Below are 25,891 nucleotides of genomic sequence, written 5' to 3' on the forward strand. Positions count from 1 at the left end.
ATCGTAATAAAATAGTAAATTTCGGAATGACACTGCTTATAACATTGTTGTTTGCACCGCTAATATCGGCAAACCAGCCGGTCGACTCTACCGGGAAAGACACCAGCAAATATGAAAAATTTACCGACCTGCCGTTGAAACCCCAGCGCAGTATTCAATTCACCACCACCGAAGGGACCTGGACATCCCTGGACGTTAGTCCGGACGGGAAAACCATCGTCTTCGACATGATGGGCGATCTGTTCACCGTGCCGATAGGCGGCGGAACGGCGACGCCGGTGACAAAGGGCCTGGCCTTCGACTCGCACCCGCGCTGGAGTCCGGACGGGAAGAAAATCCTCTTCTCTTCCGACCGCAGCGGCGCGGAGAATATCTGGTGGATCGATCTGGAGAAGAAGGATACCTTCCAGGTGACAAAGGAAAGGGACCAGAACTTCCCGAGCGCGGCCTGGACGCCCGATGGCGACTATATCGTGTATTCGAAAGGGAAGATGCAGGTACAACTATATATGGTACACAAAAATGGAGGCGGCGGCGTTCAGCTGATCAGCACGCCGCCGACGCTGAAGACCATCGATCCGGCGGTGAGCCCGGACGGACGCTATATTTATTTCTCGCGCCGCACCGGCCCGTGGAACTATAACGCGGGCCTCCCGCAGTACGAGGTCGGCTGCTACGACCGGGAGAACAGCAGGATGACGACCGTCACTACCCGCTATGGCTCCGGCTTTACCCCCGTCCTTTCCAAAGACGGAAAATGGATGGTATACGGAAGCCGGTTCGAGGACAAGACCGGACTGGTGATCCGCGACCTCGCCAATGGAGACGAGCGGTGGCTGGCCTATCCGGTACAGCGGGACGACCAGGAGTCGATCGCGACGATGGGCGTGCTCCCGGGGATGTCATTCACGCCGGACAGCAAATTCCTGGTGGCGGCCTATGGCGGCAGGATCCACAAGTTGCCCGTCGATGGCGGCGTTCCGCAGGACATTCCCTTCAGCGCCGACCTGCGGCTCGAACTGGGCCCGAGGCTGGCCTTCAAATATCCCATTGCCGATACGGCCTGGGGGCTGGCGACGCAGATACGCGACGCGGTGCCTTCGCCGGACGGGAAGAGGCTGGCCTTTACTGTGCTCGACAGGCTCTACGTGATGGACTATCCGAAGGGGACGCCGAAGCGGCTTACCAATAATAATTTTATCGAAGCGCAGCCGGTGTGGAGCCGGGACGGCAAGTCGATCGTCTTCGTGTCCTGGGCGGCTCGGGGCGGAGAGCTCTGGAAGTCAGGCGCCGCGGGCGGACCCGCGCAACAGCTGAGCAAGCTGCCGGCTTTGTATCAGAACCCGGCATTCAACAACGATGGGTCGAGGATAGTTTTTGTCCGGACGCACGCGCAGCGCTTTAGGAATGCGATCGAGATCTCCTATGACGACGCCGAGGACGAGCTCTGCTGGATGCCCGCGGGCGGCGGCGGCGTTACGGTGATCGAACGCGCGAACGGGCGATCGAATCCGCATTTCGTGCAGGGAGAGGACCGGATCTATCTGAATAACGGGAATGGGGATCTGCTTTCCATTAAATGGGACGGGACGGACGAGAAGACCATCGCGCACGTGACGGGGATCACCACCTATGGTATCAGTATCTACAAGAACGGCAGACCGGTGGGCGGCGGCGAAGGCGAGGGCAGATACGATATGCTGAGCGAGTCCATCGGCGAGGCGGGAGAGGTGAATACGCCGTCTCCGGCGGCAGTCATCACGATGGCGCCCAACGGGAAAAGGGCGATCGCGGAGATCAACAACGAGATCTATGTAGCCACGATCCCGCGTACGGGTAAGCCCCTCAATATATCGCTGGCCGAGGCGGGTTCGGCGCAGTTCCCGGCGAGGAAGCTCACCGAGCTGGGCGGAGAGTTCCCATTCTGGGAGTCCGACGGCAACAAAGTACACTGGTCGCTGGGCAACGCGCATTTTGTCTACGACGTGAATGCGGGCGAAGCGTATGACGACAGCGTGAAGGCGGCAAAGAAGGACAGCGTCGCTGCCAGAGCGCTAATGGACAGTGCATCAAGGGCTAAATCCGACAGTATAGCGAAGAAGGCCGGCCCCAGGCCGCCGGCGCTGTTCCATCCCACGGAGAACCAGGTCAAAGTATACTATCAGCGCGATATGCCGAAAGGCGCGGTCTTGCTGAAGGGCGCGCGGGTCATCACTATGGAAGGCGAACAGGTCATCGAGAACGGCGACATCCTGGTGGAGAACAACCGGATCGCAGGGATCGGCGCGTCGGGCAGCCTGACCGTGCCGGCGGGCGCGAAAGTCATCGACGTGGCGGGGAAGACCATCGTTCCGGGGTTCGTCGATACCCATGCGCATATGTGGCCGCAGTGGGGGATCCACAAGAATCAGGTCTGGAAATACGTGATCAATCTGGCCTATGGCGTCACGACGACCCGCGACCCGCAGACGGGGACCACCGACGTGCTGACCTATGCCGACGAGGTCGACGCGGGCAGCGTCATCGGGCCGCGGATCTATTCCACGGGTCCCGGCGTGGGATTCTGGGACTACAACGTCAAGGACTCCGCGCAGGCCGAGAGCATCCTGCGCCAGTATAGCAAGTACTACAATACCCACTATATCAAGATGTACCTGACGGGCAACCGGCAGCAGCGCGAGTGGATCATTATGGCGGCGAGGAGCCAGCAGCCGATGCCGACCACCGAGGGCGGGCTGAATACCAAGCTCAATATCACCAATCTGCTGGACGGCTATCCCGGGCATGAGCACGCCATTCCTGTTTTCCCGCTATACAACGACCTCGTCCGGTCGATCGCCGAGTCGAAGATGTGCGTGACGCCGACGCTGATCGTCTCCTACGGCGGACCTTTTGCGGAGAACTATTTCTGGGAGACCGAGAATCCATATCATGATACGAAGGTCCAGTACTTTATGCCCTATGAAGAGCTGGCGGGCAAGACGCGGCGGGTCAAGGCCGGATGGTTCATGCCGGAGGAGCAGGTGTTCCCTCTCCACGCCAGGTCGATGCGGTCGCTGGTGGAGAAGGGCGGTCTCGCGGGCATCGGCAGTCACGGGGAATTCAACGGCCTGGGTTATCACTGGGAAATGTGGGCGATGGGTTCCGGCGGGATGAAACCTTTTGACGTGTTGCGCACGGCAACCATCCTTGGCGCTACGGGTCTTGGTCTGGACGGCGATCTGGGCAGCCTGAAGACGGGGAAGCTGGCTGACCTGGTCGTGCTGGACGCAAACCCGCTGGAGAATATCCGGAATACAAATACCGTAAAATATGTGATGAAGAACGGCCGGCTGTTCGACGGAAATACCTGTAATGAAGTTTATCCGGCCGCGCATGCCCTGGACATGAGCGAATGGAAATATGACAAACCCGCGAATACGACGGGCTTGAAGGAGTAGTAAGTGAAATACGCCATCACCATCATCATCTCTTCTCTTTTCCTTTGGCAGGCGCCCCGTGCGCAGACCTGTCAGGGCGGGCTCGGGGATCCGATCGTCAACATCAGTTTTGGCAGCGGGTCGGGTGTGGGCCCTGCATTGGCGAATGGTATCACCACGCTGCAATACGTCACTTATCCCTGTCCGAATGACGGGCAGTATACGATCACCAGTTTTACCAGCGGTTGTTTCAGCTCCTGGTTGACGATCACGCAGGACCATACCGGTGACGCCAGCGGCTATTTCATGCTGATCAATGCGTCCTATAACCCGAGCGATTTTTATGTGCAGACCATCAGCGGGCTTTGCGGAGGTACTACCTATCAGTTCGGAGCCTGGATGATGAATGTGGGAGTGATCTCCAGCCAGATACGCCCCAACGTTACATTCAGGATCGAGAAGACCGACGGGACGGTCCTCCAGACCTATAACACCGGCGATATTCCACTGACCTCGACGCCCAACGAATGGACGCAGTACGCCTTTTACTTCGACACGCCGCCGGGTGTTTCGTCGGTGGTCCTGCGCATGATCAACAATGCGCCGGGAGGCGTCGGCAATGACCTTGCGCTCGACGATATCACCTTCCGCGCGGCGGGCCCTTCTGTCATGTCTCACGTCGCCGGATATCCGAACGATACAGTCACACTTTGTGACGGCAGTGTGCCGGTACTGCACCTGGCCTCGACGGTGGAGACCTATTGTTATACCTCGGTGGTCCGGCAGTGGCAGCTGAGTACCGACGGGGGAACCAACTGGAATGATATCGCGGGGCAGAGTGCGCTCATCTTTGACGTGCCGCCGGCCGGTCCGGGCAGCTACCTCTACCGGATGACCGTTGCCGATGCGGGCAATGCCGGTATAAAGACCTGCAGCGTGTCTTCCGACCCGGTGGAAGTGGACATCCTCCGGCTGCCGAAGCCTTCCGTGAACATATCTTCGTCACCCTATGTGTGTACGGGTCAGTCAGTAATTTTTGCCGCAGCGCCGGTGGACGGCGGGCCGGGGCCTGCCTTTCAGTGGAAGCTGAATGGTTTTAGCACTGGCATGGTTACGGGGGATTCGACTTTCGTCCTTTCCGCGCCGGTCAGTACGGACGTCGTCAGCTGTGTGATGACGAGCACCGCGGCCTGTGCGGTCGATCCGGTGGCGGTCAGCAACGAGTTGTCTGTTCCGGTGATTCCTATCCCGGTGACGGGTGTGGATATGATGACTTCGGCGGACCATATCTGTCAGGATAGTCTTGTCGTCTTCACGGCGACGCCTTCCAATGGGGGCGCCAGTCCTTCCTTTTTCTGGCTGGTCAATAATTCTGTAGTGGATTCGTCCGGTGCGGTCTATTCGACCTCGCGACTGCGTAATGGGGATGAGGTCAGTCTGATTATGAAAGGAAGCCTGCGATGCAGCCCGCCGGTGGGTGCGCCGGAAGTGGTGGCAATGACCGTCTGGGGTCTGCCGACCATCTCGGTGTTCTCAGATACTATCATTGCGGGTGGGTCTTCGTTAATGCTGTCTCCTGCCTACACCGGCGATATAGCCAGCTATCTGTGGAGTCCTGCGCAGGGGCTGGACGACGTGGGGGCGGCGAGGCCCATGGCTCGTCCGGCGGTGACGACCGCTTATCGACTGGACGTCGTTAGCGCAGAAGGCTGCCGGGCTTCGGCTACGGTGAAGGTCGAAGTCTACTACGACCTGCAGCTGCCGGGGGCGTTTACGCCCAATGGCGACGGAGTTAACGACGTATTTCGTATTCCTCCCGTTGTACCTGTACATATAAGGCGTCTGGCAGTGTATAACAGGCAGGGGGCGATGCTGTTTCTGTCGGAGAATGCCGGTGCCGGCTGGGACGGGACTGTTGGCGGCGTCGCACAGCCTACTGGCGTATATGTATGGTATGTCGAGTACGACGATCCGGTGACGCGTCGGGTGGAGAGGAAGAAAGGGACGCTGGTGTTGATAAGATAATTGCCAGGGCCTCTTGCGAATCTCATATATAAACTGTAAATTCAGTGAGACTCTTTCAACACTGCCTTTTACACCGTATGTTTCGGCGAATGAGCGTGGCGGAGCGACAAGGTGCGATACGTAGCAATCATCTTTTTCATTTCCCTTTGGCGGATGGCGGATGGACAGACTTGCCAGGGGGGCTCGGAGACCCTATCGTCAACATTAGTTTTGGTAGGGGGGCAGGGCTTGGCCCTCCGTTAGCCCCTGGTATCACCAACCTGCAATATGTCACCAACCCCTGTCCTTCCGACGGAGAGTATACGCTGGTCAGTCGTACCAGCGGATGCCACAGGAATACGTGGATGACGGTTAACCATGACCACACGGGCGATAACAGCGGCTACTTCATGCTGATCAACGCCTCTTTCAAACCAAGTGATTTTTATGTCCAGACCATCAGCGGACTTTGCGGGGGTACCAGCTACCAGTTCGCGGCCTGGCTGATGAACGTGGGATATCTGGTTCTGCAGATACGCCCCAATGTCACCTTCCGGATCGAGAAGACCGACGGGACGATCCTTCAGAGCTTTAATACCGGAGACATTGCGATCGGAGCGATATGGAGGCAGTATGCTTTCTATTTCGACACGCCGCCGGGTGTGGAGTCGGTGGTCATACGTATGATCAACAATGCGCAGGGAGGGCCGGGCAATGACCTGGCGCTGGACGATATTTCCTTTAGGGCGGCGGGGCCGCTGGTGACCGCGGCCGTTGCGGGATACAATACCAGGAACGTTTCCATATGCGACGGCGCCGTGTCCGTGCTGCACCTGACCTCGGCGATCGAGAACAATTGCTATCCTTCCGTAGTATACCAGGTGGCAGACTAGCGCCGATGCCGGAAAGAACTGGAAGGATATAGCCGGGGGCAATGCAAGGAATTATGATCTGCAGCTCGGGGGTACCGGACGCTGTCCGTCTCCCCAAATCCGCCGGGTAGTTACCAGTACCGCCTGGCAGTAGCGGAAGCGACTAATGCCGGTATAAAGAACTGTACCGTCGCTTCCGATCCGGTGACGATCGATATCGTTGCGCGGCCCCGCGCTTCGGTGAGCATATCTTCGTCTGCCTATGGCTGTGAGGGGGTTCCGCAGTTGTATGTTGCCGCGCCCGTGAATGGCGGGCCGGGACCGTTATTTCAGTGGAAGCTGAATGGTTTTAGCACGGGTGGGGCTTCGGCCGATTCGAGCTTTATGCTGCCGGCGCCGGTCAGTACGGATGTCGTCAGCTGTGTGATGACGAGCAACGAGACCTGCGTTTCCAATCCTGTGGTGGTGAGCAATTCGATCACGGTACCGGTCGAGCCGGTTCCCGTGACGGGTGTGGATATGACGGCGTCGGCCGACCATGTCTGTGAGGACAGTCTTGTGGTGTTTGGCGCCAGGCCCATCAATGGCGGGAGCAGTCCTGCTTTTGGGTGGCTGGTGAATGGGAAGGTGGTCGACAGCTCGGGGCCCGTATACGCGACGAGGTCGCTGAAAAATGGGGATGTGGTGGGGCTGGCGATGAGGGGAAGTCTGACCTGTAGTCAGTTGGTGCGGGCGCCGGAGGTGGTGTCGATGACAGTTTGGGATGCGCCGACGATCGCTCTTTTTCTGACACGGTAATAGCGCCGGGGGCTTCGCTGCTGCTGGATCCTGTGCTTACGGGTAATATCGTTTCTTATGTCTGGAGTCCCGGGACGGGGATTGAGTGACGTTTCGGCGCCGCGTGTCATTGCGCGTCCGGCGGTGACCACCGGATATCGTCTGGATGTCACTACCGTCGACGGATGCCGGGCTTCGGCGGAGGTGAAGGTGGGGGTTTATTACGATATGAAGATGCCGGGGGCGTTTTCGCCGAACGGGGACGGTCATAATGATCTGTTTCGTGTTCCGCCGGTGGTGCCGGTGAAGATTAAGAGGTTATCCGTGTTCAACCGGTCGGGAGCGATGCTATTCTCTACGGAGAATGTGGGCGTGGGGTGGGATGGTACGGTGGATGGAATTGCCCAGCCGGCGGGTACATATGTGTGGGAGGTGGATTTTGACAATCCAGTGACGCATATAGGTGAGAGGAGGAAGGGGGCGGTGGTGCTGGTGAGATAATTTCAGAAATGCTGTGACCGGCCGGAAGATATGCGTATATTACCGGGCAATCGGATAATTACAATGAAACCTCTATTCCTGGTGCTTGCAGCACTGCTACCCGTATCCGCCCTGTTTGCTCAACAGTGGACCGCGATCGACCCTCCTGATAATATTTTCAATAACGTTATATCTACTACGGTCATTGACAAGGCCGGAAATGTCTATGCCGCCGGCGAATTCACCAACGGCAGTCACAAACACGTAGTCGCCACACTGTCCAATGGCAAATGGATCGAGCTGGGCGGGTCGGCTTCCCTGCAGGCCAGCGGCGGCGTTTATGCGCTGACGACCAATCCCGCGGGGAACCTTATCGCAGCGGGCGGCTTTGTCGATGCCACGGGTAATTATTATGTCGCGAAATGGGACGGGACGCAGTGGACTGAGCTGGGGACCGGAGCCAATGCACTTCACATCAACGGAATCATTTATGCGCTCACGACGGACCCGGCGGGGAACGTCTATATCGGGGGGAGTTTTAGCGACGGCGCGGGCAATTTTATAGTCATGAAATGGGACGGCGTCCACTGGACAACGCTGGGCAGCGGCAACCAGTCGCTGCGGGCCAATGGTCTTATCTATTCGATCGTAGCCGATGGCGCGGGCAGCGTTTATGCGGCGGGCTCCTTTACCAATGCGGGCGGCGCCTACTATGTCGCCAGATGGGACGGCAGCTCGTGGACCGAAACAGGCAGCGGCGCAGGCGCACTTGGCGCCAACAGCTGGATCAATTGCATCAGGGGCGATAAGTCGGGAAAGATTTACGCGGGAGGGGATTTTCATGACACCAACGGCGACCGGTATGTGGCCGTCTGGGATGGCAGTGGATGGAATCGCCTCGGCGGCACCGGGTCCGCGCTGCAATTCAACGACGCTATCCAGTCGATGGTTATTGACCCCGCCGGGAATCTCTATACCGGCGGCCGCTACAACGACGCGATATCGGGAGCTTTCTTTGTTGCAAAATGGGATGGCGCGACGTGGACCAGCGCGACGGGTGTCAGCGTGACGGCGACTCCCAACGACGTCATCAATTCCATTTCGGTGGACAGTACAGGGAAAATATATGCAGCGGGCCGCTTCAAAGACTTCAACGGAGACTATTATGTTGCGGTTTGGGATGGTGGTAAATGGAACGAACCCGGACTCTATGGCGCCAAACTTCATGTCGGGGGCCACGGAATATCGGCGTTGACAGTGGACAAGGCAGGGTATGTGTATGTTACGGGTGATTTACAGGGCAATGCTAATGGCGTTACTCCGGTTGTCGAGCGATGGGATGGCACGGGTTGGTCGCAGCCGGGCGGCGGGGAGAATTTCGCCGGTGCCGCCGGAACGGCGACCTGTGTCCTGGCAGACGGCGACTACGTTTATCTGTCCGGAGATTTTCAGCTCGGAAACCAGCATCACTATCTCGCGAAATGGGACGGCAGTACATGGAGCGAGGTGGGTGATTTTATGACAGCGCTTGGCCCTACCGGTAAGGTCGACTGGATGGCCAGAGACGGCCGGGGAAATATTTATCTATCAGGAAATTTCAGCACCGGATACAAGGCGGCCAAATGGGACGGAAAGTCCTGGCAGCCATATATTGGCGGCGTGGACTGGCTGCCTTATTTTGTTTCAGATCCCGCCGGTGATCTGTACTATGGCGACTCTTATTATGAGCCGGTAGGCGGTCTCAGGGAGTTCAGCAACGGCGGCTACAACTGGACAGAACTGGGTGGTATCCGATATCCGGACGCCACTAATAAGTTCAATGCGCTGGCCTTCGACAGCAAGGGTAATCTGTACGCGGGCGGCAGCGTGACCAATGCGGCAGACGATAGTTATGTCATGAAATGGAACGGCCAGTTCTGGGACACGGTGGGCGGGTCCGCGGCACTGAGCGCAAGCTACCCCATCAATTCGATAGTGGTCGATGCGGCCGACAACGTGTACGTGGCAGGAGGGCTGTCGAAGGGTTTGCAGGAACATATGGCTAAATGGAACGGTAGTTCGTGGAGCTGGATCGACATGCCGATTGATTACACAGGCCCTGGAAGTGGCCCGGTTAACGCGTTGACCCTGGACGGAAAAGGGAATCTTTTTGCCGCCGGATCGTTCTATGACGAACACGGCAATTTTTATGTAATAAAGTATCAGCTGGCCGACACGCAGTACCCGGTGATCTCTGCGATTCCGCCTGTCTATTGCAGCACCCAGGGAGTGCAGACGGCCAGTGTCGTCAATTTGCCGGGCGATGCCAGCGTAGGGGTAACGGTGCAGCTGGATGGCAGTCCGATCGTATTACAAACGGGAGGAAGCTTTAGCTATGACGTCGATCGGCTGTCGGCGGGCACGCACCGGATCGTCGTCGGTTTCTCCTATGGCAGCGAGGTCAGGACCAGCACCGATAGTTTTCTGGTCAGGGTAGCGTCTACGCCCGTTGTCAGACTTAGCGCCAGTCAGCAGACGGTTGCGGGCGGCGATGTCCCCGTGCATCTGACAGCTGTCAATGCCGGCGGGGAGGAATCAGTCCCCTTTTCACGTTTGCGGGCGACCGGTCGTTCAGGGATATTCTGCAGGCCTCTTCGTCTGTTAATACGGTTGCCGTACCCGTCGACGGACTCGTTGCCGGCGTCAACAGGATCTATGTGCAGATGCAGACCAGTGACAGTTGCTACACTGCTGCTGTTGCGATCGATAGCATAGATATTACCAAAAAGGCGGCAACGGCATCGTCGATCCGGACAACCCGGGCCGGACGATCACCGCGGGGCCCAATCCTTTCGTGCAGGACGTCCGTTTGACGGGGCTCAGCGAGACAAAGGCCTATACATTGTCTATCCGGAGCCCCAGCGGGAATGAGGTGTTCAGGGTGGCTGTTACCGGGCAGACGAGTGCGGTGCTGGAAGTTTCGTCGCTGAATCCTGGATTTTACTGGCTGGAGGTATATGATAATACGCGTAATCGCAGGATCGGTCATTTGTCGTTGTTGAAGGTGCAGTAAGCGTGAGCCGCCGCGCGACCCTGGGGTTGGGGCCATCAGACGATCACGACTAACCGCTGACCGCCGGGGACGTCGACGTCCCAGACTGAGGCGATATCTTCCATCTTCAGGGTCGCAGCCTTCAGCCGGAGCACACCGCTCTCCGCCAGCCGCAACATCTCCGGTAATATTTCTTTGAAAAGCACACCGACCTCGGACCGGGACCAGGCGCCGAGACCGGAACCCGTCGATGCTGGAGGTTGGCGCTTCGGAGGCTGGCTGCGTACAGCTGGATGGCGTCTCCCGACATGCTGCCGACGGATACATATCTTGTAAAGTTGGTGAACCCGCCGTTGCCTTTCAGACAGCCAAGAATCATTTCGGCGCTGTGGCCCCACAGGTAGTCGATGACAATATCGATGGGCGTCGCGGCGTGGATCGCGGCGAGTACCTGCTGGAAGTCGGCTTGGGACAAAGAAATCGTCTGGTCCGCTCCGAGGCCGGCCAACTCATTCAGCGACTCCGGGTTTCTTCCGGTCGCGATCACCCTCGCCGCACCGTAGTGTTTGGCGATCTGTACGGCGATTCGCCCGGTAAATCCGGTTGCGCCGTTGACGAGTACTGTGTCGCCGGGTTGGATGGCGGCCTTGAACCGGAGACCCATCGCCGAGCCGATGACGGCGTTGGGGAGGGCTGCCGCTGTGGCGTCGTCGAGGCCGTCGGGTATCAGCACCAGGGTGTCTTTTCTCAGGCTGGCTGTTTTGGCCGGGGTTCCGTTGAAACCTATGCCGTAGACACGGGTGCCGTCAGGGAGTAGGCCGACCCCGTCGCTGCCAAAAATTGGAGTGGGGATGGCTCCAGCCCCTTTCCCAGTCGGGGCCTTCCTTGAATAGTGGGTTCCAGCGGCTCTGGATCTGTCCAGGTGTTTGATGGCTACGGCTTTCATGGCAACCATTACTTCATCGCTGGTAATTACTGCTGCTTTCATTTCTTTTTTGACAAAGCTAGACCGGAGGGGTGCACGGACGATAACATATGTTATCCAATTCAGAAATGGGCCTTTCCTTTTGCCAGCTTGCTCTTGATGCGGCTGAGGTGCACCTTGCTCACGCCGAGATAGGAGGCGATATAGTGCTGCGGTACGCGGCGGATGATATGTGGTCGTTGCTTCAGAAGATTCTGATACCGCTGTTCGGGCGTGTCGCGGATGAAGGAGACAAATTCATTCATATAGCGCAGCTGCCGCTGGGCCATCATCTGCAGCATCATCTGTACAAACCCGGGTTCGAGACTCAGCTCGTCCATCAGCCGCGTAACGTGTTTCTTGTGCAGCAGGTAGACTATGGACGGCTCGATCGTTTCGATCGTGACGGGACTGGGGACATTGTTGATAAAACTTTCCAGCGAGCTCAGCCCCTCGCCCTCGAAAAAGAACTGCACCGTCTTGTCGGCGCCGTCCTTGTTGAAAAAGGTCCTGACACAGCCTTTTTCGATATAGATATAGTGCTGGGACCTGCGTCCTTCTTCAAGCAGGACCGTCTTTCGCCGGCGCCTCCATCCGGCGTTGCAGGGGCAGGTATCGTTCCCAATAATCGTTGAGTGCGGGAAATTTATTTCTGAAATGAAATAGCATGGATAAAGCTAATTTTTTCTACGCAGACGCAGCAACCCGACGTCCTGAAGGACGCAGCTCAATACAAAAAAGCGAAAAAGGCGACGCCAATTATTTTTCCACAATAAAACGGCTCACCGGTATCGATGAGCCGCAATACAATCAGTTTGTATGGAAGTTGATCCGCTCTTAGTTCGCGCCTCCCGGCCGCGGCTGATATTTCTGTTTCATCTGTTCCAGCATCATCAACAACCGGTAGGCCGATAAGATATCCGTGGCAAAATTCAGCTGCCGCTCGTCAAGGCTGCTGCCCTTTCCCTGCAGCGCCTCCTGCGCGTTGACTGCCAGTTCCTCGTCCGTCATCGGCGGACCATCACTCAGCGATTGATAGTAGACCATCTGCTGCTGCAGGTCCTTCTTTACCGAGGCGGCGACCTTCGCCGCGAGCCCGTAGTCCCCCGACTCATAACAGTCCTGGAGGAACCGGGCAGAGGTCTGGTTGTCGATATTGCCGATATTGCAGGTCATGCCATAGGGGAAATTGGATTCGCTGACGCCGGCGTCGTAGTGTTCCAGCACCTTTCTTGCTTCGTCCTTCCGGCCGGCGGAGATAAGACTGGCGGCCAGTTCGGCGTGGGCCTGTTTGATGATGTTGAGCCTTCTTCTGTTCTCTTCGTCAAAATAAACGCCGGGCCGGGCGGCGTTTCCGTAGCGGAATTTCTGCATGACGGTATTGTAGGCGGGCGCTGTTGTCGACGCGCTGGTCGGCGACGGGCACCAGTTGGTAGGCCATGCCCCTGCTGCGCGCATAGCGGGTGAGGCCGAGGGCGTCGAGTTCATTTGTGGAGGTGAAACAGACGGGGCGCTGCCATTTGTTGGCGGCGATGAGGGCGAGCATGGTCAGCTCGTTTTTCAGCAGATACCGTTTGTTCGGACTGATATCCAGGTTCAGTTGTGGGACGATGGCGTCGTCGCGATGCGCCGTGCCGTTGGCGACAACCCGGCCCGCGTCCACGGGGACGGAAAATTTCCGGGTGGGCAGGGTATTCAGCGGAGTGCCGTTGTTCGCCTCGACCATATACCGGGGATCGTCATTGGCCAGCACCGTCCTGAAGGTATCATAGAGGTCATAGTATTTGTTCTTGTCATAACCCGGGTGGTCGGCAAAATAGACGATGCTTTTCCTGTCGCCCATCACCTGTTCCGGTGTAAAGATCACGTCGAAGGGTGCGCTGTTGTTGATCTTATACCGCAGCTGGTTGATATACCAGTCGGAGCCCGTGAGCGTATTGACCATGACGCGGACGTCGGGGCGAATGCCCTCCACCTCCTGTGCATACCACAGCGGATACGTGTCGTTGTCTTCAAAAGAAAAGAGGATGGCGTTGGGCGGGCAGCTTTCGAGATAGTCGACGGCGAAGTCGCGGGCCAGGGTCTTCCTGCTCCGGTCGTGGTCATCCCATTCCTGTGTTCCCATCAGAACGGGGACGGCCAGGAGACAGAGCAGCGCGGCGGCGTAGGGTGCGAGGCGGCCGGCAGCGCGGAACTTCAGGCGTTGCAGCATATTCGCGACGCCGATAACCCCCAGCCCGATCCATATGGCAAAGGCATAGAAGGACCCGGCAAAGGCATAGTCCCTTTCGCGCGGCTGCATCCCGGCCTGGTTGAGATAGATCACGATCGCCCATCCGGTAAAGAAGAACAGCAGACCGGTGACGAGGAGGTCGCGGCGGTTGTGCTTCCACTGCACGATCAGGCCGAGCAGGCCCAGCAGGAAAGGCAGCATATACAATTTATTCCAGGACTTGTTGTGGGCGCGGGCGGTATCCGGCAGCTTCGACTGATTGCCATAGAGCAGGTTGTCCACGACGGGGATGCCGCTGATCCAGTTGCTGTCGCGGGGATTGCCGAAACCCTGCAGGTCGTTCTGTTTGCCGGAGAAGTTCCACATAAAGTAACGGAAGTACATCCATCCCGTCTGATAGCGGAGGAAGTATTTGATATTGTCGGCCATGGTCGGCTGGTCGCCCTCGTCCAGTCCTGCCCAGCGACGGTAGGTGCCGATCTCGTCGCGCTGGGTCGAATTATCGTACATACGGGGAAAGATATGCGCGGATGGGGTGTTCGCCCAGTCCATGGTATATTTCTTTCCGGCGGTCTCGTATTTGTCCTGTCCCTTTGCGAGGAAGTCGCCGGCTTCGACCATCGGGGGGTGTCCGTAAAGTCGGGGCCGTATGCGATCGGCCAGTCGCCGTAGTATTCGCGGCTGAGATAGCTGACGAGGCTGATGGGATTGTCGACGTTGTACATGTCGACGGCGGTGTCTGCGTTGCTGCGGATGAGGGTAGTGAAATAAGTGGAATAGCCCAGCAGCATAAAGGAGGCACACCAGAGGCCGAGCTTCATGAAGGGCCAACCCCTTTTCGTCGCCCAGCGGATGAGCAGGAAGATCGTAATGGCCAGCAGGATGAAGAAGGTGGTGAAGCCCGAGAAAAAGGGCAGTCCCATCGAGTTGACAAAAAAGATATCAAAGGAGCTGGCGCTCTTTATCGTGGACTGGATGACAAATTTCTGTACGACGCCGGTGATGACACAGCCGATGAGGAAGGCAATGATCCCGCCTTTCAGGCTGGGTTTGTATCTTCTGAAATAATAGACCATCACGATGGCGGGGATGGTGAGCAGGTTCAGCAGATGGACCCCGATAGAGAGCCCCATCATATAGAAGATAAAGACGATCCATTTATCGGAGCCCTTCTCGTCGGCGTGTTCTTCCCATTTGAGGATGGCCCAGAAGACGAGGGCCGTGAAAAAAGCCGAGGATGCATATACTTCTCCTTCGACGGCGCTATACCAGAAGGAGTCGCAGAAAGTATAGGCCAGGGCGCCGACTACGCCGGCGCTGAGGGCCGTGAACACATTCGTTGTCAATTTCCGGGCAAAATGGGTGATCGTCCAGAACAGGAACAGGATCGACAGGCCGCTGGCGATCGCGCTCATGAAATTCACCGCACGGGCTGCGGTATGCGGATCGTCGCCGAATAATACAATAAAGAATCTACCCAGCAGGATGAACAGCGGCGCGCCCGGCGGGTGCGGGATCTGCAGTTTGTAACAGCTGGCAATAAATTCACCGCAGTCCCAGAAACTGCCGGTAGGCTCCATCGTGAGGATATAGACAGTACACGCAAAGAGTCCTACTATCCATCCCGTGATCCGGTCGAGACGCTGAAAATTTCCCTGCATATGCTTATTCGGTTTTTAGTGTTTCAGATGGATTGCGGCTGCCGACTTTCAGCGAGTGAAAGCTGACCGTCAGGAAGGCGAGCAGAATGCCTCCGGCGCCGGCCAGTAAAAAGATCCATGGCTCGACGCCGACGCGATACGCAAAGCTCCCGAGCCAGCGGGAGACGGCCAGCCAGGCCAGTGGCGTAGCTATCAGCAGCGCCAGGACGACCAGCACTACGAAATTTTTGGCCATCAGCAGCGTGATATTGAGAAGGCTCGCCCCGAGTACTTTGCGGATGCCGATCTCCTTCGTCCGCTGGATGGCGGCGAGGGCGGACAGGCCGAACAGTCCGAGACAGGCCAGCAGAATGGCCAGCGAGGCAAATATCGAGAACAGACTGGCCGTGCGGGTCTCGGTCTGATAGAGACGGTTATAGTCTTCGTCGAGAAAATGGTATTCGAATGCCTGTTCGGGCGAGTATCCCTTCCAGATAGTCTGGAGCGAAGCGATCGTCGCGGGCATCCGGTCGCCCTTTAGCCGGACCAGCATATAGCGGACCCATTGGGTATCGGCGAATAGCATGAGGGGGCCAATTTCGTCGTGCATCGAGGCGAAGTGAAAGTCCTTTACGACGCCCTTTACGATGCCGGGGATGCCGCGGGAGATCTTCTGGCCGATGGCCTGCTGGGGTGTCCAGCCGATCTTGCGGACGGCCGTCTCGTTAAGTATGAACCGGTAGACCGGAGTGAGGGAGTCGTTGTCGTCGACGTGCGTGGGAATATCCGAGGCTGTAAAGTCTTCACCGGCGAGTAGCTGCATCTTCATCGTCTTCAGAAATCCGAGGTCGCAGGGAATGGCTTTGACAGGAAAATGAACCTGCTGACGGCCGTTGTCGGCCTGGAGGATATCCCCCCAGCGGGCGGCAACGGGAAGGTCGTGGGCGCCGGAGATGCTTTCGACACCGGGACTGGACAGCATGGCCGTCTTTATCTGTTCGTAGCGGGAGAGCGCGCGGTTGTTGACATGCACCACAAGGACGTGGTCGCGGTCGAGACCAAGCTTTTTGTTCCGGATAAAGTCGACCTGCCGGAGGATGACGATGGTTGCGCTGATGAGGAAGAAGGAGATGACGAACTGCAGTACTATCAGCGTGCGGCGGAGTCCGCCTTTTCCGCCGCCGATGCGGAAGCCTGACCGAAGGATGTTGACGATCCGGGTATTTGCCAGCACGAGGGCGGGATAGGCGCCGGCCAGGACGCCGATGACAAGACCCGTCAGAAGCAGCGTCGCCAGCGGACGCAGCCGCAGCAGACCGGATGCGTGCAGCTCTTTGCCCGTGAGCCCGTCAAAGACTGGTATCAGCTGGGTCGCCGCGATCACAGCGAGGACCAGCGCGATCATCGTGATCAGAAGGGATTCGCCTGCGAACTGGATGAAGAGTTGTGTCCTCACCGCGCCGAGCACCTTGCGGACGCCTATCTCTCCCGTGCGGCTGGAAGACTGGGCAATGGCGAGATTGGTATAGTTGAAGCCCGCGATGACGAGGATGAGGACAGCGATACCGGTCAGGATCAGGACATAGGTGATACTGCCGTTGGGGGTAAAACCTTCGAGCGTCGAATACAGATGAACCCTCTTCAGCGGTTCGAGGTGGTAGTGGAGATAGTCTGTCCCGTGGAGTTCGGCGTTCTGCCGGGTGGAAGGCTTTTCCATATAGGTGTTCACCTGATGTTCCAGGGCGGGAATGCGCCGGCCGTCTCTTACCAGCAAATAAGTCACATAATTGGCGGTGTACCATTGTTCGTACCGCGAGGCGCCCAGGTTGTTAAAGCTGACGATAAAGTCGAATTGCAACTGGGTATTGGAAGGTGGGTCCGCCAGGACGGCGGCGACCCGGTAGTCTTTATCGTCGTTGATGCGAAGCACTTTGTTCAGCGGGTCAGCGGCGCCAAAATATTTTTTGGCCGCGGAGGCGGTCAGGGCAATATTTGTTAGTTCCCCGAGTGCGTTGGCGTCCCCTTCCAGGACGGGGAAGCTGAAAATGTTGAAAAAGGAAGCATCGGCGTAGAGGAAACGGGGCTCTGTAAACGAAGTCGCCCCGTAGCTGACCTTCGAACCGTAGACGAGCGTCCGCGTATAGTCTTCGACTTCCGCGAAGGTTCTTTTTAACTGCGGACCCGCTTTGGTGCCTGTGGTGGCGAAGGCGGAGATCGTTCCGCCGCTGGACCGCTCGCTGGTGATCCGGACTATGCGGTCTGCTTTTTGATGCATGCTGTCGTAGCTAAGCTCGTCGGTGATATACAGACCTATCAGGATACAACTGGTCAACCCTATCGTCAGACCGAAAATGTTAATAAAGGAAAATATTTTTTTCCGGGCCAGATGACGAAGGGCCAGTTTCCAGTAATTGCTGAACATGCGAATCGGTTTGCGTTGAAAGCCAGCTTCAATGCCTGTGCCAGTTCTGTAATCGATTTACAAGCAGGTAATTAGGGGGTGAATGTGGAAAACTGTCCGAAAGCGGACAAAACATTGTTCGAAATTGAAAGCTATATTCGCGGGTAAGGCGGCACAGGGGCATTACTTTTGTGACAGGTTATTCACCAAATAAAAAAATTTATGAAAGCGATCGTTTTAAAGGATTTTGGCGGGGTTGATCAGCTGCAGGAAATGGAGCTGCCGGCCCCAGGAATTAGCGACGGTGAGGTTTTGGTAGAAGTGAAGGCCATTAGCATCAATCCTGTGGATATAAAGACCCGGGAGGGCAAAGGACTGGCGGAGAATCTGAAAGGCAGCAGCCCGATGATCCTGGGATGGGATATTTCCGGGGTGGTGACGGAGTCGAAGTCCGACCTGTTCCAGGAAGGGGACGAGGTCTTTGGGATGATCAATTTCCCGGGGGTAGGGCGGGCCTATGCCCAATACGTGGCTGCGCCGGCGGACCAGCTGGCATTAAAGCCCGAGCAGGTCAGTCATCCCGCGGCGGCGGCGGCCGGTCTGGCTGCTCTGACGGCGTGGCAGGCATTTGCCGACCACTCCAGACTGAAATCCGGGCAGCGGGTTCTGATACACGCGGCATCGGGCGGGGTTGGACATTTTGCGGTACAGATCGCCAAACATATCGGCGCCTACGTCATCGGGACCTCTTCCGCGGAGAACAGGGACTTTGTCCTGGGGCTCGGGGCCGACGAACATATCGATTATAAGACACAGGACGTGGGCGCGGTCGTAAAGAATGTCGACCTCGTTCTCGATCCGCTGGGTGGCGCCAATATCGACCTGTCCCTGAAGACCCTGAAAAAGGGGGGACACTGGTCAGCCTCGTTGCCGAGCCGAAGGATAAATTGGAGGAGAAGGCAGCGGCCGCGGGTGTGACGGGAAAGAAGATGTATGTACAGTCCAGCGGGGAAGATATGGAGGGTATCAGCGCAGCTGCTGGCCGATGGTGATCTGAAGCCCGTCGTTCTGAAACTGTTTCCGTGGGATAAGATCGCAGAGGCGCACCTGCTGGTGGAGTCGGGCAGGGCCCGGGGTAAAGTGGTGGTAGCCGTATAAAATTTAAAAGCCCCGGTTCTTCGCCGGGGCTTTTTTGGGCTCTGTTTACAGCGCTTCGATCGAGAATCTTGTTTGCCTTTCCTTCTGGTTGTATTCCGATATCATCACGTGTCCCTCCTTGGCGGGGAATACCGCGACAAAACTGTTGCCGTCCTTGTGCGGGATCGTGCGGGCAACCTTATTCTGGTTCGTATTATAGATAACGATGTTCTTTTGGTCGTCGACGACGAGGTAGTTGGTTTTCGTGTCGGAGTTGCTCACCGTATAAAAGGTACGGTTAGCGTAGTCGTCGGCCCGCCACCTCGCAGCCGCCGGGAAGCCGCCGAATGCCGGAAGGGATTTTTCGACGGTCAGCTTGCCTTTGGGGTCCTGTTTGAGCAGCAGAACCTTTCTACTCACATAAGAGTGCGTGCCGCCTCCCATCAGAACGGCCGGGATGACGATGCTCCAGCAAGTGGCAACCGACACGCCGACCGCTACCGCCCTGAATCTGCGGTGTATGCCGTCGCCGGTGAACCAGGTATTGCCCTCGAAGTCCCTGAAGGAGCTTTTGAGATAGGCATACCCGCGTGACTCTTCATAATACCCGTATTTGTCGATCGTCTCGCCCTGCGATCCGTCTGCCCAGTAGGAGAAGGAGGCCTGGATGTCGTTGCGTTTGTGTCCGTTGAGGGCGATAGAGAAGACGCCGCTGTAGGGTCCATGACGCAGATTTCTTCCGCTCATGTAGTGCATCCCGTAGATGTATCTCCTCGCGTTGCCTTTGACGGGGTCGATGACCAGGCCGGATACGAAGGGTTTGCCGGTGGTGGGATCGTTGCCGAAGGCCAATACTTTCAGGGAATTGCCCTTTCTGTCCTTCAACAGGAATTTGGGGTAGGTGGTCGTGTCGACCGCGTTGTAGCTGGCGACCTCATAGCCGCCTTCTTCCATCTTGTCCTTTTTCTGCATGAGCAGGGACACTTCCTGTCCGGAGGTCAGCAGGGTGAAGCTATTGGCCACGTCTTTCACCGTCTTTTTCCAGTAGAGATTGCCGTTGGCGTTGAAGATAAGGAGATTGTTTTTGTTGTCGTCGCCATAGAAGACGGCAAAGCCTTTGCCGGCGACGTTGCTCATTTGTACCTGCTGTTTCAGGCGGCCGCTGCCTTTTATAGTTTTGTAGCCGTACCAGTACGATTCCTGGACGTCTGCTTTCACGTCGAGCCTTTCCGTATACTTATTGAGGATCTTTCCGTGCAGGTCGACGAACTGGGCAAAGAGGTCTTCCTTAAAATTATCTTTCTGGCGGCGGAATTCCTTGTTGGAGCGGAACTCCTTTCCGGCGTAGTTGCTTTTTACATACACCAGGCAGATGACGTCCTGTTCAAAAGCGACGGACTGCAGGAGCAGTCGTTCTTCGTGGAAGTTGACCGAGCCGATGTCGTTGAGGTTCTCGTCCATGATCGAAAGACGGTAGTTGAACGAATCAGCGCTTACCCTTTCCAGTTGGGTGAAGACGAGATAGCCTACCAGATTGCCGTCCTGGCGGATGATCTGCAGCGATGACGAGACGCTGTCGGCGACCTCTTTGAAGACCTTGGTCTGGGCACTGGGTCATCATAGGAATGATAAGAAGAGAGAATAGCAGGGTTTTTAATAGGGGGTTCATGGATGGATTTATTTTTCAAAGTTGTTGGCAAATTCACAGTACATGCTGTTCGCGTTGGCGCTTGTGAATGCGCGGGCGGCCCAGGCCTTGTTCTTGTCCGAGTTGTCGGGGTCGAGGGCCAGGGTGCCGAGCAGGGCTCCGAGGTCTTTTTCGTCGGGCGACCGCCAGAAGGCCTGGGTCTGCATGCTCTGACAGTATTGTTTCAGGTTGTCGCGGGGTATCTGTTCCAGCATGGTCTGCAGTGCGTAGTAGTCCTTCGAGATCAGTTCTTTCTGGACGATGCCGATGGCGTTGAAGCGGGCGAGCTCGCGGTCTGCGTAGTAGAGTCCGGAGAATACGTTGCCGGCCATGAAATCGTACCAGGGGTCCTTGTCGCCTTTGTCCTTCAGCTGGAGGATGCGGTAGAGGCATTCGGTGAGGTCGGTCGTCGAATAGAGGTCCCAGATGATCATTTTATTGACCTTTTCCACTATGGGCGCGGGTATCGGTGTCTGCCGCGCCGTGGCGACGGACAGGGCCTTTGTACGGTTGTATCGGATGAGGCAGTCCGGGTGGGTCTTCAGCGAGTCCGCGATGCTTGTCGTATCGGTGAAGGCGTATGCGCGGGAGGAGAGTCCTTTCGATCGGCGTTGGGCCCAGGCGTCTTCGTAGGGGAGCTTCCACGCGGCAAAATAGTCTTTCAGGGGGTGGTGGAGCGGCTGCTTTGGCTGCATGTCCGAGCTGTCCAGCCGAAGGAAGAACCTGGCGTTGAAGGGAATATTGGTTTTCTTCAGCAGGATGACGGCCAGCGAATCGGCGTCGGTCTCGAGGTACCGGTCGTGACGGTTGCGGCTGAACGTATACCCCTGAACGACTTTCGAAAGTCGGGAGAAGCGGTCGTATTTCGAGTCGAGGACGGCGTTGAGCGATTTTTTGTAGTCGTCCGACCCCAGCCACTGGGCACGGAGATAGATGGAGGTCTCGACGTGGTGGAGAATATTGTGCGACAGTTCGTGGGCGATGATCAGTGCGAGCTCTTCGCGGCAGGAGGCAAAGGCGATGATGCCGACGTTGACGGCCAGTACGTTGCCGCCTGTGGAGTAGGCATTTATCGCGGGACTGCGGTCGATGAGCAGCAGGGGTTTTACGGGGATCATGGTCTTGTTGGCGTCGACCAGCTGACGGACGATATCGTCGACATAGCTGTAAACCTCCCGGTCATGCACATAGTCGTTGTCCGTGAGCGCGCCGATCACCGAGTTGGTACGGCGGTCCCATAGTTCCCTGTATTCCTTTTGGGTAGCCCTGTCCCTGAAGGCGTCGGGGCATGACCATGCCTTTTTCAGCGAATCCTTTTGTTTTTCGTAATAAAAATGGGAGAGGTCCTGGTAGTTGTACAGGTTTTTTACCTGGGCGCTGGCGACGGAGCCGGCGAGGACCAGAATGAGAGGCAGTAACTTTCTGAAGGACATGGATCTGCGGGTTTACATTTAGGTTACCCATAATAACGAAAATCCGGTCGGAATATTTTTCCACTCTAGTAGTAAAAGCGTAGTCGATTATTTGGCGCGGAGCCTCTTTGGAAGCATATTTGGTTATTCGCGGAGACGCTGTTTCCGCGGGGTATTATAATCTTATCACTTAAAATGTTTGCTTATGAAATTCGCAAAGGTCACATGTCTGTGGGCCCTCGCCCTCGGTACGCTCACCCTCTTTTCCTGCAAAAAAGACGTAAAACCCTCTGAGACAACCAGTGCCGTCACTACGCCGCGCGCCGCGACCTACACGCTGGTCTGGTCCGATGAATTCAACGGCACCGGCGTCGACGGCGGTAAATGGAACATCGACAACGGGAATCCCGGTGTCAACAACGAAAGGAGTATTACCAGGCGGCCAATGCTACCGTTACCGGCGGCAATCTCGTGATCACGGCCCGCCAGCAGTCGATGGGTGGCCAGCCCTACACCTCCGCAAAACTGGAGACCTACGGCAAGTTCTCCACCACCTACGGGCGTATCGAAGCCCGGATCAAACTCCCGATGGTACAGGGCACTGGCCGGCCTTCTGGATGCTGGGTAACAGCATTAACCAGGGGAACCCGCTGGCCCGACTGCGGGGAGATCGACATCATGGAGCATGTCAACACCACCAACACGATCCTGGGAACCATGCACTGGAATGGCGGCAGCGGGCATGTCCAGTATGGCAGCAGCACCAACACCACGCCCGGCGACTATCACGTCTATGCGGTGGAGTGGGACGCCCAGGGTATCCGCTGGTATGTCGACAATACCCTGTACGTCAACGGGAACATTGCCAACAACATCAACAACACGGGGGCTTTTCACAATCCCTTCTACATCATTCTGAATCTGGCCATCGGCGGCGATCTGCCGGGGAATACCATCGACAACGGGTCGTTGCCGACGACCATGATGGTAGACTATGTCCGCGTCTACAGTATGACCAATTCGGGTGGTTCGGGCGCGCCGATCGGGCAGACCATTACGCTGAAGGGCAGCAACGGACTGTATGTCAGTGGCGAGGATGGTACGAAGGCGATGACCTGTACCCGGACTACGGCGCAGGCACTGGGAGCAGTTCCTCGTGGTCGATGCAGGCAACGGGAAGGTGGCGCTGCAGAGCATGGGACAGTATGTCTCCTCCGAGAACGGGGTCAATCCGATCACCTGCAACCGTCCGGGCTTTTCCGATTGGGAGGAGTTCACCTGGGTCAGCAATGCGGACGGGACCATCTCGCTGCAGGGCAACAACGGAAAATTTGTATCTTCCGAGAACGGGACCCAGGCGATGACCTGCAACCGGGCGACGGCGCAGGGCTGGGAAACTTTCCGGGTAAATCAATAGGATTATGAATGTTGAATATTTTCATCCGGCGGTTCGCTGCCGGATGTTTTTTTGGTGTTGTTGTTTGGTGGTGTTGCGGCCTTTGGACAGGGGGATGACGCACGCTTTACGGTCGATGCGACCGGCGGCTATCAGCGCCAGGATCTTCGCTGGTCGATTGCCGGGAATAGTGCGGGGACGTCTCCCAATGTCTATTCCGAACTGAAATGGAAGGGGGTAGGGCGTGTATCGACCGGTCTGGATATTTCGTGGAAGGCGTGTAAGAATTGGGTGGTATTCGGTGAGGGCAGCAGGTCGTTCACGGTGTCAGGGGCGGTATCGGACAAAGACTATGGGGCTGATGACCGGAGGGACGTGATCTATGACCAGTCCTTCGGCGCGAATAAAGGTTATGCGTATGCGCTGTTCTTTGGACTGGGATATCGATGGCGGGTTGGTGGCCGACTTCGCCTGACGCCAGTTGCTGGCTATGGCCTTAGCGGGCAGCGGCTTTCGATCACCGACGGCGGCCTGCTCGACAGCTATTACAGGACCCGGTGGAATGGTTTTGGGGGCCGGCTATCGGGGGATTGGCAACTGGGTGCAGGGTGGGGCCTCCTGTTCAGGGCAGCGTACCATCAGGTGAACTACCGGGCTGAGGGAGACTGGAATGTTATACAGAATTTCCGTCATCCGGTGAGTTTCAGGCACTGGGGGGATGGATACGGGCTGGAGGGGCGGCTGGGGGTAAGCCGCAGTCTTGGTGGTGTAGTTGTTTTTTTAGAGGGGGGTTATGCCGGCTGGAGCACGGGTAAGGGCGTGGACGAACTCTATCTCGCCTCGGGACAGACGAGTCAGACGCGGCTGAATGAGGTCGTTTCCGGTGAATCAGGGATTGGTGCCGGGGTCCGTATCGGCTGGTAGTCTTTTATTTCCTTTCCGTTTTTGTCTTTGTTCGTCTTTTAGCAACTCATATTTTGCGCGCTGGTCGTTATTGAGGACCGCTGAGATCTTTGCGTCGGTGTCCTGTGCCAGACCGCGCCGGGCCTGTCCGTCCTGTCTTTTTTGTCCGGAAGAGTGGTTGCGGAGGCTGTCGAGTGAGACGGTGGCATCGGCGAGGATCGACCGGATCTTTTCGACCTGGTCCTCGTTGAGACTGAGTTGTTTGGTCAGGGTGGTCAGCCGGTGCGCGGCCCGCATGGCGGGAGAGGCCGGAGTTTTTGTCGCGCAGTGTCCGGGGTCTGGGCAAGAAGGGTGGTGGTCAGGGTCGACGCGAGGAGTACAAATAAGAGACGATTCATGCTGTGTAATTTAGGTGCTGGCAACTGAGACCGGATTTATGCGCCGGAGTTTAAAATAGATTAAAAACGAATTAAACCTTAGGGGCCTGTCAGCGTCAAAACGGGCACGGAGGCCTTTTTGTTATGAGAACAGCTTTTTTAATATTCGCGATCATCGGCGTGGCGTGGGGGTCCGGGCCGGAAGGCGGGGGCTCTAAAATGTCGTTTCCCTATCGGAAAGCGGGTCTTTCGGAGCGTCAGGCCGCAGCGCATCTGCTAAGCCGTTTTACCTACGGTCCTGGTCCGGGGCAGGTGGACGAGGTCGTCAGCATGGGTCTGGAGAAATGGTTTGCCCAACAGCTGGACGGGGCGGAGCCGGACGACTCGCTCGGACAGGTGCTGGACCGCTATGACGCGCTCAAACTAACCAATGAGCAGGTGATCAATATCTACCCACGTGCCGGGCAGGTGGTCCGGATGGCTATCCGCGACGGCGTGGTAAACAAAGATTCGGTGAAGGCCGACCGGAAAGAATACCGGGACCTCATCCAGTCGTATATGCAGGAGAAGGGATACAAGCGCGAGCAGGAGTTGTTCCGTCAGTTCATCTGCCAGAAGATACTTCGCGCGGCCTACTCGCAGAACCAGCTGCGGGAGGTGATGACGGATTTTTGGTTCAACCATTTTAATGTTTCCATTACGAAGAATGACTGTGCTGAGTTCATCCCGGCTTACGAGCGGGATGTGATCCGGCCTTCGGCGCTGGGCAGCTTCAGCGATCTGTTGATAAAGACTGCCAGTTCCCCGGCGATGTCATACTATCTGGATAATTTCAACAGCAGCGTGCCCATGAACAACCGCGGCCTCAACGAGAACTACGCGCGCGAGGTAATGGAATTACATACGTTGGGTGTGGATGGGGGTTATACGCAGCAGGACGTGACGCAGGCGGCGAGGGTGCTGACGGGATGGGGCGTCTATCCGATGACGGAGCAGGCGCGGGGGGTTGTGGCGCGCTTCAGCGAAGACCAGCTGGCTAGAAAAGGTTTTGTGCACAACGGCGATTTTTCTTCAACGCCAACCGCCATGATAAGGGAGAAAAGATGGTACTTGGACACGTTTTTCCCGCTGACGGAGGATATGAAGAAGGCGTAGAGC

The 25,891-nt window shown here is 57.0% G+C and carries 21 protein-coding genes and 1 pseudogene; 13 read left to right on the plus strand and 9 right to left on the minus strand.

What is annotated here, in order from left to right; all coding sequences use genetic code 11:
* Positions 1–26: 26 nt before the first annotated feature.
* The 7 genes from ACQ86N_RS04580 (at position 27) to ACQ86N_RS04610 (ending at position 10,604) form a co-directional block, all read left to right on the plus strand.
* Positions 27–3,440, plus strand: a complete 3,414-nt coding sequence (locus tag ACQ86N_RS04580) for an amidohydrolase family protein (protein ID WP_431214146.1) — start codon at positions 27–29, stop codon at positions 3,438–3,440.
* Between the two features lie 3 nt (positions 3,441–3,443).
* The gene (locus ACQ86N_RS04585) at positions 3,444–5,444 is read left to right on the plus strand and encodes a gliding motility-associated C-terminal domain-containing protein (protein WP_431214147.1); all 2,001 of its coding nucleotides are present in this window, start codon (positions 3,444–3,446) and stop codon (positions 5,442–5,444) included.
* A gap of 89 nt (positions 5,445–5,533) precedes the next feature.
* Positions 5,534–6,316, plus strand: coding sequence for a hypothetical protein (locus tag ACQ86N_RS04590; RefSeq protein ID WP_431214148.1), 783 nt, complete (start codon positions 5,534–5,536; stop codon positions 6,314–6,316).
* A 183-nt stretch (positions 6,317–6,499) separates the two neighbouring features.
* Positions 6,500–7,093 carry a hypothetical protein gene (locus ACQ86N_RS04595; RefSeq protein ID WP_431214149.1) on the plus strand — a complete coding sequence of 198 codons (594 nt, stop codon included), beginning with the start codon at positions 6,500–6,502 and terminating at the stop codon, positions 7,091–7,093.
* Between the two features lie 57 nt (positions 7,094–7,150).
* Complete coding sequence (locus ACQ86N_RS04600; protein WP_431214150.1) at positions 7,151–7,573, plus strand: gliding motility-associated C-terminal domain-containing protein; 423 nt, start codon at positions 7,151–7,153, stop codon at positions 7,571–7,573.
* 63 nt (positions 7,574–7,636) lie between these two features.
* Complete coding sequence (locus tag ACQ86N_RS04605; RefSeq protein ID WP_431214151.1) at positions 7,637–10,306, plus strand: hypothetical protein; 2,670 nt, start codon at positions 7,637–7,639, stop codon at positions 10,304–10,306.
* A 79-nt stretch (positions 10,307–10,385) separates the two neighbouring features.
* Positions 10,386–10,604, plus strand: coding sequence for a hypothetical protein (locus tag ACQ86N_RS04610; RefSeq protein ID WP_431214152.1), 219 nt, complete (start codon positions 10,386–10,388; stop codon positions 10,602–10,604).
* Positions 10,605–10,639: 35 nt separating this feature from the next.
* On the opposite strand, the gene ACQ86N_RS04615 is transcribed toward ACQ86N_RS04610, so the two are convergent.
* From ACQ86N_RS04615 to ACQ86N_RS04640, 6 genes are all read right to left on the minus strand, one after another.
* Positions 10,640–10,762, minus strand: coding sequence for a hypothetical protein (locus ACQ86N_RS04615; protein WP_431214153.1), 123 nt, complete (start codon positions 10,760–10,762; stop codon positions 10,640–10,642).
* Positions 10,726–11,571, minus strand: a complete 846-nt coding sequence (locus ACQ86N_RS04620; RefSeq protein WP_431214154.1) for a quinone oxidoreductase family protein — start codon at positions 11,569–11,571, stop codon at positions 10,726–10,728. The genes ACQ86N_RS04615 and ACQ86N_RS04620 overlap by 37 nt, the downstream gene beginning before the upstream one ends.
* A gap of 59 nt (positions 11,572–11,630) precedes the next feature.
* The gene (locus tag ACQ86N_RS04625; protein WP_431217991.1) at positions 11,631–12,206 is read right to left on the minus strand and encodes a Crp/Fnr family transcriptional regulator; all 576 of its coding nucleotides are present in this window, start codon (positions 12,204–12,206) and stop codon (positions 11,631–11,633) included.
* Positions 12,207–12,384: 178 nt separating this feature from the next.
* Positions 12,385–12,921, minus strand: a complete 537-nt coding sequence (locus ACQ86N_RS04630) for a hypothetical protein (RefSeq protein WP_431214155.1) — start codon at positions 12,919–12,921, stop codon at positions 12,385–12,387.
* 1,026 nt (positions 12,922–13,947) lie between these two features.
* Positions 13,948–15,441 carry a protein O-mannosyl-transferase family gene (locus ACQ86N_RS04635; protein WP_431214156.1) on the minus strand — a complete coding sequence of 498 codons (1,494 nt, stop codon included), beginning with the start codon at positions 15,439–15,441 and terminating at the stop codon, positions 13,948–13,950.
* A gap of 4 nt (positions 15,442–15,445) precedes the next feature.
* Positions 15,446–17,842: an ABC transporter permease gene (locus ACQ86N_RS04640; protein ID WP_431214157.1), complete on the minus strand. Its 2,397-nt coding sequence runs from the start codon at positions 17,840–17,842 to the stop codon at positions 15,446–15,448.
* Between the two features lie 201 nt (positions 17,843–18,043).
* Here ACQ86N_RS04640 and ACQ86N_RS04645 point away from each other — a divergent pair, with 201 nt between their 5' ends.
* The gene (locus ACQ86N_RS04645; RefSeq protein WP_431214158.1) at positions 18,044–18,799 is read left to right on the plus strand and encodes an NADP-dependent oxidoreductase; all 756 of its coding nucleotides are present in this window, start codon (positions 18,044–18,046) and stop codon (positions 18,797–18,799) included.
* Positions 18,800–18,814: 15 nt separating this feature from the next.
* Positions 18,815–18,979 carry a zinc-binding dehydrogenase gene (locus ACQ86N_RS04650; RefSeq protein WP_431214159.1) on the plus strand — a complete coding sequence of 55 codons (165 nt, stop codon included), beginning with the start codon at positions 18,815–18,817 and terminating at the stop codon, positions 18,977–18,979.
* A gap of 45 nt (positions 18,980–19,024) precedes the next feature.
* Here the strand turns inward: ACQ86N_RS04650 and ACQ86N_RS04655 are convergent.
* Positions 19,025–20,533, minus strand: a pseudogene (locus tag ACQ86N_RS04655) (DUF6770 family protein); the annotation flags it as partial.
* A 102-nt stretch (positions 20,534–20,635) separates the two neighbouring features.
* Complete coding sequence (locus ACQ86N_RS04660) at positions 20,636–22,078, minus strand: M48 family metalloprotease (RefSeq protein ID WP_431214160.1); 1,443 nt, start codon at positions 22,076–22,078, stop codon at positions 20,636–20,638.
* A 184-nt stretch (positions 22,079–22,262) separates the two neighbouring features.
* On the opposite strand from ACQ86N_RS04660, the gene ACQ86N_RS04665 reads away from it, so the two are divergent.
* The 3 genes from ACQ86N_RS04665 to ACQ86N_RS04675 are packed head-to-tail and all read left to right on the plus strand — an operon-like array spanning position 22,263 to position 24,377.
* The gene (locus ACQ86N_RS04665; RefSeq protein WP_431214161.1) at positions 22,263–22,532 is read left to right on the plus strand and encodes a hypothetical protein; all 270 of its coding nucleotides are present in this window, start codon (positions 22,263–22,265) and stop codon (positions 22,530–22,532) included.
* Positions 22,442–23,482 carry a family 16 glycosylhydrolase gene (locus ACQ86N_RS04670; RefSeq protein WP_431214162.1) on the plus strand — a complete coding sequence of 347 codons (1,041 nt, stop codon included), beginning with the start codon at positions 22,442–22,444 and terminating at the stop codon, positions 23,480–23,482. Before ACQ86N_RS04665 ends, ACQ86N_RS04670 begins: the two co-directional genes overlap by 91 nt.
* A 46-nt stretch (positions 23,483–23,528) precedes the next feature.
* Complete coding sequence (locus ACQ86N_RS04675; protein WP_431217992.1) at positions 23,529–24,377, plus strand: hypothetical protein; 849 nt, start codon at positions 23,529–23,531, stop codon at positions 24,375–24,377.
* Here the strand turns inward: ACQ86N_RS04675 and ACQ86N_RS04680 are convergent.
* On the minus strand, positions 24,342–24,653 hold the full coding sequence (locus tag ACQ86N_RS04680; protein WP_431214163.1) for a hypothetical protein: 312 nt from the start codon (positions 24,651–24,653) through the stop codon (positions 24,342–24,344). The genes ACQ86N_RS04675 and ACQ86N_RS04680 overlap by 36 nt on opposite strands.
* A 299-nt stretch (positions 24,654–24,952) precedes the next feature.
* Here ACQ86N_RS04680 and ACQ86N_RS04685 point away from each other — a divergent pair, with 299 nt between their 5' ends.
* Positions 24,953–25,888 carry a DUF1800 family protein gene (locus ACQ86N_RS04685; protein WP_431214164.1) on the plus strand — a complete coding sequence of 312 codons (936 nt, stop codon included), beginning with the start codon at positions 24,953–24,955 and terminating at the stop codon, positions 25,886–25,888.
* The last annotated feature ends 3 nt before the right edge of the window (positions 25,889–25,891 follow it).

This window comes from Puia sp. P3, assembly GCF_050632245.1.
Taxonomy (GTDB): Bacteria; Bacteroidota; Bacteroidia; order Chitinophagales; family Chitinophagaceae; genus Puia.